General features: G+C 70.3%; 10 protein-coding genes and 1 pseudogene. 5 read left to right on the forward strand and 6 right to left on the reverse strand.

Annotation, left to right across the window (positions count from 1 at the left end; all coding sequences use genetic code 11):
* A partial coding sequence (locus tag ACIA47_RS32325) for an IS30 family transposase (protein WP_396712226.1) occupies window positions 1-564 on the reverse strand: 564 nt, incomplete at its 3' end.
* Between the two features lie 374 nt (window positions 565-938).
* Entirely contained in the window at window positions 939-1,499 is a 561-nt protein-coding gene (locus ACIA47_RS32330; protein ID WP_396712228.1) for a hypothetical protein, read from the reverse strand.
* 790 nt (window positions 1,500-2,289) lie between these two features.
* On the opposite strand from ACIA47_RS32330, the gene ACIA47_RS32335 reads away from it, so the two are divergent.
* Window positions 2,290-2,631: a hypothetical protein gene (locus ACIA47_RS32335; protein WP_396712230.1), complete on the forward strand. Its 342-nt coding sequence runs from the start codon at window positions 2,290-2,292 to the stop codon at window positions 2,629-2,631.
* A complete protein-coding gene (locus tag ACIA47_RS32340; protein ID WP_396712232.1) occupies window positions 2,628-3,287 on the forward strand; it encodes a nucleotidyl transferase AbiEii/AbiGii toxin family protein in 660 nt (219 codons plus the stop codon). The genes ACIA47_RS32335 and ACIA47_RS32340 overlap by 4 nt, the downstream gene beginning before the upstream one ends.
* A 182-nt stretch (window positions 3,288-3,469) precedes the next feature.
* Here the strand turns inward: ACIA47_RS32340 and ACIA47_RS32345 are convergent, their stop codons facing one another.
* The gene (locus ACIA47_RS32345; protein WP_203124037.1) at window positions 3,470-4,372 is read right to left on the reverse strand and encodes an SDR family oxidoreductase; all 903 of its coding nucleotides are present in this window, start codon (window positions 4,370-4,372) and stop codon (window positions 3,470-3,472) included.
* Window positions 4,373-4,590: 218 nt separating this feature from the next.
* Here ACIA47_RS32345 and ACIA47_RS32350 point away from each other — a divergent pair, with 218 nt between their 5' ends.
* Complete coding sequence (locus tag ACIA47_RS32350; RefSeq protein ID WP_396712234.1) at window positions 4,591-6,348, forward strand: bifunctional metallophosphatase/5'-nucleotidase; 1,758 nt, start codon at window positions 4,591-4,593, stop codon at window positions 6,346-6,348.
* A 57-nt stretch (window positions 6,349-6,405) separates the two neighbouring features.
* Here ACIA47_RS32350 and ACIA47_RS32355 read toward each other — a convergent pair whose 3' ends face one another.
* Both ACIA47_RS32355 and ACIA47_RS32360 read right to left on the reverse strand, forming a co-directional pair.
* Complete coding sequence (locus ACIA47_RS32355; RefSeq protein WP_167362358.1) at window positions 6,406-6,579, reverse strand: hypothetical protein; 174 nt, start codon at window positions 6,577-6,579, stop codon at window positions 6,406-6,408.
* Between the two features lie 85 nt (window positions 6,580-6,664).
* Complete coding sequence (locus ACIA47_RS32360) at window positions 6,665-7,825, reverse strand: geranylgeranyl reductase family protein (RefSeq protein ID WP_203124033.1); 1,161 nt, start codon at window positions 7,823-7,825, stop codon at window positions 6,665-6,667.
* A gap of 148 nt (window positions 7,826-7,973) precedes the next feature.
* On the opposite strand from ACIA47_RS32360, the gene ACIA47_RS32365 reads away from it, so the two are divergent.
* Both ACIA47_RS32365 and ACIA47_RS32370 read left to right on the forward strand, forming a co-directional pair.
* Window positions 7,974-8,210, forward strand: a complete 237-nt coding sequence (locus tag ACIA47_RS32365; RefSeq protein ID WP_030491902.1) for a hypothetical protein — start codon at window positions 7,974-7,976, stop codon at window positions 8,208-8,210.
* Between the two features lie 85 nt (window positions 8,211-8,295).
* Complete coding sequence (locus ACIA47_RS32370) at window positions 8,296-9,735, forward strand: MFS transporter (protein ID WP_203124031.1); 1,440 nt, start codon at window positions 8,296-8,298, stop codon at window positions 9,733-9,735.
* A 207-nt stretch (window positions 9,736-9,942) separates the two neighbouring features.
* On the opposite strand, the pseudogene ACIA47_RS32375 reads toward ACIA47_RS32370, so the two are convergent.
* Window positions 9,943-10,143 (reverse strand): annotated as a pseudogene (locus ACIA47_RS32375) (hypothetical protein); the annotation flags it as partial.

A 10,143-nucleotide genomic window follows, 5' to 3' on the forward strand; every position in this document is an offset into this window, starting at 1 on the left:
GAGCAGGTCACCCTCCCAGTGCCCAGGCACCGCCCGGTCGGCGACCTCAGCCGGCCGCTCAGCGATGCGCAGGTTCACCCACGGGCGCGCCGAGCACACCGCCCCGGCCGGCGCCGCCCGCCGGCGGCGAGCGGCCCGACCCGATCGCAACGCCACCTGCCGCGTCAACTCCGCGCGCAGATTGCCCCGCGCCTGCAGGTAGATCGCCTGGTAAATCGTCTCGTGCGACACCCACATCTCCGGCGTGTCCGGGAACTGCACCCGCAGCCGAGCACTGATCTGCTGCGGCGAACGCCGCCGCCGCAGCAGATCCAGCACGACCTGACGCAACGGCCCGTCAACAGCCAACCGCGGCACCCGCCCGGACCGGTTATGCCGCAGAAACGACGCCCACTGCGCCATCAACGGCTGATACCGCTGCCCATAACGCTCGAACCGACCCACCTCCCGCGAAATCGTCGACACCGACCGCCCCAACCTGCGCGCGATCGACCCCAACGACTCACCCGCAGCCCGACCCAACCCGATCTGCTCCCGCTCCAGCGGGCTCAACCTCGACGCCATAACCACCCCAACGACAACCACGAAAGGGTGTTGCAACCACCGGTTGAGCCCGCCGCGGAACGGAAACTGTCCAAGATCTACGAACAACCGCCGCCCAGACGACGCCTTTTGCCTCCGCCAAGACCTGTGCGGGGCGGCATCCCCAGCCCGGCGGCCACGACTAACCGCCCAGCGGCCACCGGCCAGCGGTTACCGGCCAGGGGCCAGCGAACGAGGACGGCGACTGGTGAACGGCGACCAGCGACCGGCAGAAAGGCCGCCGGCCGGCACCCCGGGTGGGGGTGCCGGCCAGCGGTCGGTGTCGTGCGGTGGTGCTTAGGTGTGGTGGTGCTTTGGCGTGCGCTGGTTCTGTGGTGGTGGTGCTGTGGTGTGGGTCAGCTGTTCCAGTACTGGCCAACCAGGTCGGTGGCCTGCTGCTCCCACTGGGCGTAGGCGTCCGGGTACGCGGAGACCTGCACGGTCTGCGCGGCGTCGGTCAGGGGCATGTCCTGCCACCCGTCGACCTGCTTGAGGCCCTTGAGGAACGCGGTGGTGGAGTAGGCGGGGTCGGTGATCTGCTCCGGCGTGCCCCAACCCGAGCTCGGGCGCTGCTGGAACAGGCCCAGCGAGTCATGATCGTTGGCGTCGCCGAGGTGACCCAGGTTCTCCAGCTTCGACTCCTGCAGGCTCGTCGCGATCGAGATCACCGCGGCCCGCTCGGGCAGGCCGGCCTTCTTCGTGGCGGCGATGATCGCCTTGACGTTGGCCGTCTGCTCATCGTTGAGGCTGATGTGGGACTGCTCGCCCTGCGGCTTCGGCGCCGCCGACTGCACCGCCACCGCGACCGGCGTGGCATCCACCGGGTTGGCGTGGGCGGCGATCGGGCCGGCGAAGACACCACCGGCGAACGCGAGACCAGCAACAGACAGCATGCTCTTACGCAAGATCGTGTTCATCAGGGGTAGCTCCTTCGGGGGTAGAACACCCGTGGTGCCGATCGGGGGAACGGCACGGGTGTGAGCACCTCGTCCGGCGCTGCACAAACAAGGGAAAAGTCTTGGGGGGGTGACACCCGTGTCGGGCGTCGGGGCCGGCGTACCTGGCGAGCCGGGGCGCTCGCGGCGCCGGGTCCCTGTGTAACGACCGGCGGACCAGGGTCATTCCGGGGGGATGGCTCACCTGCCGGCACCCTCATCGAGGCGGTGCCTGCGGTCGGTCGTGGGGACTGTAACGACCGGGGGGCCAGGGTCATTCCCGGGGGCCCACCTGCCGGCACCCTCGTAGCGGTGCCCGTCGGTCGGTCGTGCGGACTGCAACGACCGGACCCGGGTTGGCATTCCAACCTGCGCGACCAGCCCCTTGGGGTTCGGGCGGCGGGTCAGTGGTCCTGCGATCGTCAGGGTATGTAACGACCCCGACCCCTCCATGATTCCAGCCCACGGGTGCGCCCGGTCACCACCCACAACCCCCCACCAACGGACAAACCACCCACACAGCGCCGGCCTTACAGCGCCGAACCGGCCCTCACCCGGGGTGATCCACTCGGGTTCACGGAAGTCGGGGCATCCCGGACGCCCGAACACCCCGACTTCAAGGAACCCGAGTCGATCACGAACGGGCTGAGGGCACCAGCTTGCGCAAACCGGACAAACTTCGAGGCGATGAGGGCCAGGCCGGGGGCGCCTGGAGCAGCGCGCTGGGCTCGACCTGAGCGACACCGGCTCTGGTGGGCGTTACCCTGACACCATGCAGGCCGTCTCCCCCACCGCGACCGGCGTGGCCTTCCTGGCCCGCCCGGGTCGCCCCGCTGTGGTGGCGCGGACGCTCGCCGAGCTGGCCGGCCCCACCCGAGGGGTGGTGGAGCTGCCGGTACGGCTGATGTGGAACGCCGAGCGCACCTTCGACCTCGGCGACCCCGACCAGCTGCTCTGGATGTACGAGAACGTGCTTCGCGAGACCACTCGGGTCGACGATCTGCGCGCTCTGATCAACGGGCGGACGCTGCGTCGGGTGTGGCGACTGCTCAACCTGCCTCGGGGCGTACGCCAGGCGTGGGAGAGCCGGCACCGCGGCCTGCGCGCGGCGTGATCGAACCTCATCTGCACGAGTTCTACCGGGAGGTGGCCCGGGTGGCGCTGGCCGCCGCCGGGCCGTACCGGTTCGTGCTGGGTGGTGGGGTGGCGTGGGCGGCGCATGGGCTGGTCGCTCGACCGACGGAGGACGTGGACCTCTTCGCGGACGTGGAGGGCGCTGCGGCGGCGGCGTCCGCCGGGGTGCGGGTCGCGCTGGAGCGGGCCGGGTTCATCGTCAGTGATGCCGACCCGGACAGTGAGCTGGCCGAGCTGTTCGACGGGTACGAGCAGGACATGAAGGACTTCGTGGTGAGCCGCGACGGACGGCAGATCCGGCTCAGCCTCGCCCGGTTGGACCGCCAGCAGAGCCCGGTGGTGATGGACCTGGGCCCGGTGATGGACGTTCGTGACCTGGTGGCGAACAAGATCGCGGCGTTGGTCAACCGGCGGGAGGTTCGCGACTTCATCGATGTGGCCGCAGCCCTCGACCACTACGACGTGACCGAACTGTTGGTGCTGGCACGGCAGGTCGACCCCGCGCTGGACCCGGACGACGTGCGCGCCGCCGGGCACTACCTGGACCGGCTCTCCGACCAGCGTTTCGGCCGGTACGGCCTGCGCGCCGCCGACGTCGCCGAGATCCGGCAACGCTTCGCCGCCTGGCCACGCTGACCAGCGAGCCACGCGAACACCACCACGGGCCAGGCGAACAAGCGACGCGAGCGGGCCGCGCGAACAAGCCGCACCACCAACGGTCACGCCAACGAGCCGCACCACCACGGGCCGCGTGAACAAGCGACGCGAGCGGGCACAGCGTCGGGTGGGCATCCCAGTGACGCCCACCCGACGGCGGGTCACTTGGTCGGTCGACCGCCCGTGACCCCCAGGATCTCGCCCGTCACGTAGCTGGATTCCTGCGAGGCGAAGAAGACGTACGCGGGCGCCAGCTCAGCCGGCTGCCCGGGACGCCCCTCCGGGGTGTCGGTGCCGAACTGCTTCACCTTCTCCTCCGGCATGGTGGCCGGGATCAGTGGCGTCCACACGGGCCCCGGTGCGACCGCGTTGACGCGGATGCCCTGCTCGGCCAGGTCGGCGGCGAGGGCCTTGGTGAAGTTCGCGATCCCCGCCTTGGTGGTGGCGTAGTCCAGCAACTGCGGCGACGGGTCGAACGCCTGGATCGACGACGTGTTGATGATCGCCGCCCCCTCGGCCAGGTGGGGAATGGCTGCCTTGCAGAGCCAGAACATCGCGTACAGGTTGGTCTTGAACACCCGGTCGAACTGCTCGGTGCTGATGCCGAGGATCCCCTTGTCCTGCGACATCTGGTACGCCGCGTTGTTGACCAGGATGTCGAGGCCGCCCAGGTCGCGCACCGCCTGATCGACGAGCTCCTGGCAGTGCGCCTCCTCGGTGATGTCACCGCGTACCGCGACGCCCCGCCGGCCGGCGGCCTCGACCAGCCGGAGCGTCTCCCGGGCGTCGGCGTCCTCCTCCTCGCCGAGGTAGGAGATGAGCACGTCCGCGCCCTCCCGGGCGAAGGCGATCGCGACGGCCCGGCCGATCCCCGAGTCACCGCCGGTGATCAGCGCCCGCTTGCCGTCGAGCTTGCCGCTGCCCCGGTACGACTCCTCGCCGTGGTCCGGCTTCGGGGTCATCTCCCCCGTCGAGCCGGGCGCTGACTGCTGCTGTGCGGGCTGACCGGACTGCCCGCCGTACTGGCTGGTCGGGTCCTGCTGGGTGTGCTGGTCCTCGCTCACTGGAAATCTCCTCGCTGCGCGCGGGAAGCGGGGGTCTCCCGCGAATGTCGTCCCTGTCCGCCCTACCCTGCGTCGGCCTGCGGAAACCGCTGCAACGATCGGGGCTGCCGTGGCGGGAGTGCCAGGTGCTGGTTATGGTGCGCAAGGCGCTCACGAGGCGCGTCCACCCCATGGAAAGGCACGTCATGACCTCTCCCTCCGGCCCGTCGCGCCGCTAGGTGCTCGTCGCCGCGGCGGCCGCGGCGACCACCCCGCTGATCGCCGCCGCGCCCGCGCAGGCGGCCGGCGCGGCCCGGCCGCGCACCTGGGACCTCACCCTCCTGGGCACGTCGGACACGCACGGCAACGTCTACAACTGGGACTACTACCGCGACGCCGAGTACGACGACAGCAAGCAGAACGACATCGGCGTGGCGAAGCTGGCGACCCTGATCAACCAGATCCGTCGGGAGCGGCGCGGCAAGGCGACGCTGGTGCTCGACGCCGGCGACACGATCCAGGGCACGCCGCTGGCGACGTACTACGCCAAGCAGGAGCCGATCACCGCCACCGGGGAGAAGCACCCGATGGCACGGGCCATGAACGTCATCGACTACGACGCGGTGACCCTTGGCAACCACGAGTTCAACTACGGCCTGCCGTTGCTGGACCTGTGGATCCGTCAGCTCGGCTTCCCGGCGCTCGCCGCGAACGCCGTCAACGCGAAGACCGGCAAGCCGGCCTTCCTGCCGTACGTCATCAAGAAGGTCTCCCTCGGTTTCGCCGCGCCGACCCTGCGGGTCGGCATCCTGGGGTTGACCAACCCCGGTGTGGCCATCTGGGACAAGGGCAACGTCGAGGGCAAGCTGCGCTTCGAGGACATGATCGCGACCGCCGCGAAGTGGGTGCCGATCATGCGGGCTCGCGGCGCGGACCTCGTGCTGATCTCGGCGCACGGCGGTGACAGTGGCAACTCCAGCTATGGCCCGGAGCTGCCGAACGAAAACCCGGTGGCGCTGATCGCCCAGCAGGTGCCGGGGATCGACGCGATCCTCTTCGGTCACGCGCACAACGAGGTGGTCGAGCGGTTCGTCACCAACGAGCGCACCGGCACGCAGGTGCTGCTCTCCGAGCCGTCGAAGTGGGGCCAGCGGCTCACCCGGATGGACTTCACCCTCACCCGTGAGCGTGGCCGGTGGACGATCACCAAGAAGGCCGCCACCATGCTGAACACCAACACTGTGGTCGAGGACCCGAAGGTGCTCGCCGCCGTGCGGGCCCAGCACCAGAAGACCGTGGCGTACGTCAACCAGGTCGTCGCCACGTCCACTGTGGAGTTGTCGGCGGCGGAGTCGCGGTACAGGGACACACCGATCCTGGACTTCATCAACCACGTGCAGACCGAGGTCGTCGGCGCGGCGCTGGCCGGCACGGCGTACGCGGACCTGCCGGTGCTGTCCATCGCGGCGCCGTTCAGCCGGACCGCGGTCTTCCCCGCCGGTGATGTCAAGATCCGAGACGTGGCCGGCCTGTACGTGTACGACAACACCCTCGAGGCGGTCGTGCTCAGCGGGGCCGAGGTGCGCGCGTACCTGGAGTACTCGGCGAAGTTCTTCCGCACCCTCGCGCCGGGTGCCCCGGTCGACCCGGAGCAGATCAGCGACCCGGCGGTGCCGGACTACAACTACGACGTCTTCTCCGGCGTGGACTACGACATCGACATCTCCAAGCCGGTCGGGCAGCGAATCACCCGCCTGGTGCTGGCCGGCACCGACACCCCGGTTGCCGACAACGCGCAGTTCGTGGTGGCGGTGAACAACTACCGGCGCAGCGGCGGCGGCAACTTCCCCGGCATCGTGAAGACCCAGGTCTACAACGCGCAGCAGGAGATCCGTCAGCTGCTCATCGACTGGGCGCAGGCCAAGGGGACGATCGACCCGGCCGACTTCTTCCAGCCCAACTGGCGTCTGGTCCGCGAGGGCGTGCCCGTCTTCTGACCGCAGCGCATCACGAACGGGCCGCGGGTGGCGACATCCGCGGCCCGTCGCGCGTTCTCAGCCCTGCACGTTCCAGCGGATCGGGTCCTCGGACTCCTCCGGCCGGTCGCGCCCGGGATCGGTCTCGGTCAGGGCCACCCGCTCGTCGGGACGGACGGCGGGCGGCAACTCCCCGAACCGCGCGTGGCGCAGAAACGCGTACTCGTCGTCGGTGAACGGCTGTTCGGTCATCAGCGCCTCCTTCTGCTCCGACTGTGATTGTCAGGCGGCCACGCCGGTCGGCACCAGTAGCCGGGCACACACCCTGTAAGGCGTCCTAGGATCCTGGGTGAGCAGTGGTGGCCTGGCGCGACGGGTGGGACAACCGGTCGAGCACCGCGAGGGCGGCCCGGATCGGGCGGCGGCGCAGCATCTCGTCGAAGCTCGCCCGCCCCTGGCAGAACTGCACGAACATCCGCCAGCCCGGTGGGGTCGCCAACAGGGCGTGGAACACGTCCGGGCGACGGGTGAACACGTCGAGCAGTCGGAACCCCGCCCGCATCTCCGGCAGCAGACGCTCGGCCACCGCCCGCTCGTACCCGGCCAGGTCACCGTCCGCGACTGCCGCTCCGGCCAGCTCGCCGGAGCGCAACGCGAAGCTGATGCCCTCCCGGCTCCACGGCTCCAGCAACCCCGCCGCATCCCCCACGACCAGCACCCGGCCGTTGCGCAACGGTGAATCCTCCGCCCGACAACGGGTCAGGTGACCGGAGTCGTGCTCCGGCGGCAACCCGGTCAGACCCAACCGGTCGACGAACCGCCGCAGGTAGTCGCGGGTCCCCTCCCCCGCCCCCCGCGCGGCGATCACGCCGACGGTCAGCCGGTCACCCTTGGGAAAGACCCAGGCGTACGAGCCCGGCATGGCACCCCAGTCCAGCAGCAGCCGGCCCCGCCACCGCTCCTGCTCGACGGGCGGCACCGGAATCTCCAACTCCAGACCCAGATCCACCTGCCGGTACCGGACCCCGACGTGCCGCCCGGTCACCCCCGACGAGCCGTCCGCCCCGATCACGGCACGAGCCGCGATCGTCGTACCGTCGGCCAGCCGCAGGCGTACCCCCTCGGGGTCCTGCTCGATCGCGCGGACCGAGACCCGCTCCCGCAGCTGCGCGCCGGCGGCGACCGCCGCCACGCGCAGCCGGTCGTCGAACTCCTCGCGGCGCACCATCGTCACCACCGGACTGCCGTTGCGGCGGGTGAACTCCCGACGGCCGTCGCGGGTGAATGTCACCCGGTCCACCCGGTCGTGCGCGGGCACCTCGATCCGATCCTGAACGGCCGCCAGCGAGGTGCCGATCAGGCCACCGCCGCAGGTCTTGTACCGCGGGTGAACTGCTCGCTCGACGACAAGGGTGGAGACGCCCGCACGGGCAGCGGCGTGCGCCGCGGACAGCCCTGCGGGGCCAGCGCCGACAACGACGAGATCCCAAACGATCACGGAAGCAGCCTAGGGCACCTCCCCGGCCCGACCGCCGGACCCGCCCGCCGTCGCGACCGCCCGATCGGGTGTGCATCTTCGGGCACCGAGGGGGTAACCGGCGCACGGCAGCCGCCACCGCAGTGGCGGACGAGCAAAGGGAGGAACCATGCAGCAGGTGCAACTGTCGGAGGCCGAGCAACGGGTGTACCAGGCGGTCACCACCCTCGAGGCACGCGGGCAGGTGCCCTATCCGGACCTGATCGCCGAGGAATCCGGCCTCACCGAGGAGCAGGTGGGCAGCCCCCTGCACCTGCTCACCGAGAAGGGCCTGCTGCACCGCGAGGACTCGCCGATGGCCGGCCTCGACTTCGGTCCCCGGTTCTGCGCCCGCCAGATGGCGTGATCCGCGGACCCAACCGGCACGGTTCGCCCCTCGAAGACTCGGGTAGCGGTCGACCATGCGTGACCGAGGGTCGACGGGGGGCACGATGAGCGCGGCGCAGACGCCGCAGCCGGTGACCGCGGCCGAGAACCGACGACGCTGGCAGGCGGTCGGCGTCGGACTCGTCGCCGCGTTCATGACGCTGCTCGACGTGAGCATCGTCAACGTCGCCGTGCCGTCCATCGATCGGGCGCTGCACGCGTCATCGAGCGACCTGCAGTGGATCCTCTCCGGGTACGCGCTCACCTTCGGCTTGGCGCTGGTGCCCGCCGGCCGCTTCGGCGACGCCCGCGGACGGCGCAACGCGTTCGTCTTCGGCATCGCGCTGTTCACCATCACCAGCGCACTCGCCGGGCTCGCCACCTCCTCGACGTGGTTGGTCATCGCCCGACTTTTGCAGGGCGCCGCCGCCGGCATCGTCAACCCGCAGGTCATCGGGCTGATCCAGCAACTGTTCCGCGGGCCCGAACGCGCCCGTCCATTCGGGCTGCTCGGCGCCACCATCGGCATCTCCACGGCCGTCGGGCCGCTGCTCGGCGGCCTGCTCATCGCCATCGGCGGCGACGAACACGGTTGGCGTTGGGTGTTCTTCGTCAACGTGCCGGTCGGTGTCCTCGCGGTGATCCTCGGCTGGCGGTTGCTGCCCGGCCGCCCCACCGGTCAACGTGGCTGGCATCGGCTCGACCCCGTCGGCGTCCTGCTGCTCGGCATCGGTGTGGTCCTGGTCCTGCTGCCGCTGGTGCAGGAACAACAGTGGCGGACCCCCTGGAAGTGGGCGCTCATCCCGGTCGGTCTGGCGGTGCTGGTCGCCTTCGGGCTCTGGGAACGACGGTACGCACGCCAGCACCAGCCCCTGTTCGACCTCCGACTGTTCAGCTTCCAGTCGTACACGCTGGGCTCGATCCTGGCGCTCGTCTACTTCGGCGGCTTCACCGCGATCTTCTTCATCTTCACCCTGTTCCTACAGATGGGGCTCGGCTACAGCGCCCTCGTCGCCGGCCTGGCCATCACCCCCTTCGCCCTGGGCTCTGCGGCCGCCGCCGTGCTCGGTGGCCGCATCGTCAACCGCTTCGGCCGACCACTGGTCGCCATCGGACTGCTCACCGTGGTGGTCGGACTGGCCGCCACGGTGATCGCACTGCGCCTCTTCCCGGACGCCCCGGCGCCCTGGGTCACCGCCGGCCCACTGCTCGTCGCCGGCATCGGCAGCGGACTGGTGATCGCCCCCAACCAGACGATCACCCTCTCCGAGGTGCCGGTCGATCAGGCGGGCAGCGGCGCTGGCATGCTCCAGACCGGCCAGCGGATCGGCGCCGCCGCCGGCATCGCCGCCGTCGGCTCGCTGTTCTTCTCCACGTTGGCCGACAGCCGCGGGGACTGGACCAAAGCCTTCGAACAGTCCCTCATGCTCGCCACCGTCATCATCGCGCTCGCGCTGATCACCGCGCTGATCGATATCTGGCGGAGCCACAACCACAAAACCTGACCGGGGTACGCCGCTGGCCGGCACTCCGGATGTGGGTGCCGGCCAGCGGTCGGTGTCGTGGTGCGGTTTGTGCGGGGATCAAGGCACGGAGATGCCGCTGGCCGGCGCCCCGGGTGGGGGTGCCGGCCAGCGGTCGGTGTCGTGCGGTGGTGCTTAGGTGCGGTGGTGCTTAGGTGCGCTGGTTCTCTGTGGTGGTGCTGGTGTGGGTCAGCTGTTCCAGTACTGGCCGACCAGGTCGGTGGCCTGCTGCTCCCACTGGGCGTAGGCGTCCGGGTACGCGGAGACCTGCACGGTCTGCGCCGCCTCGGTCAGCGGCATGTCCTGCCACCCGTCGACCTGCTTGAGGCCCTTGAGGAACGCGGTGGTGGAGTAGGCGGGGTCGGTGATCTGCTCCGGCGTGCCCCAACC

This window comes from Micromonospora sp. NPDC051227 (genome assembly GCF_044455385.1).
Classification (GTDB): Bacteria; Actinomycetota; Actinomycetes; order Mycobacteriales; family Micromonosporaceae; genus Micromonospora.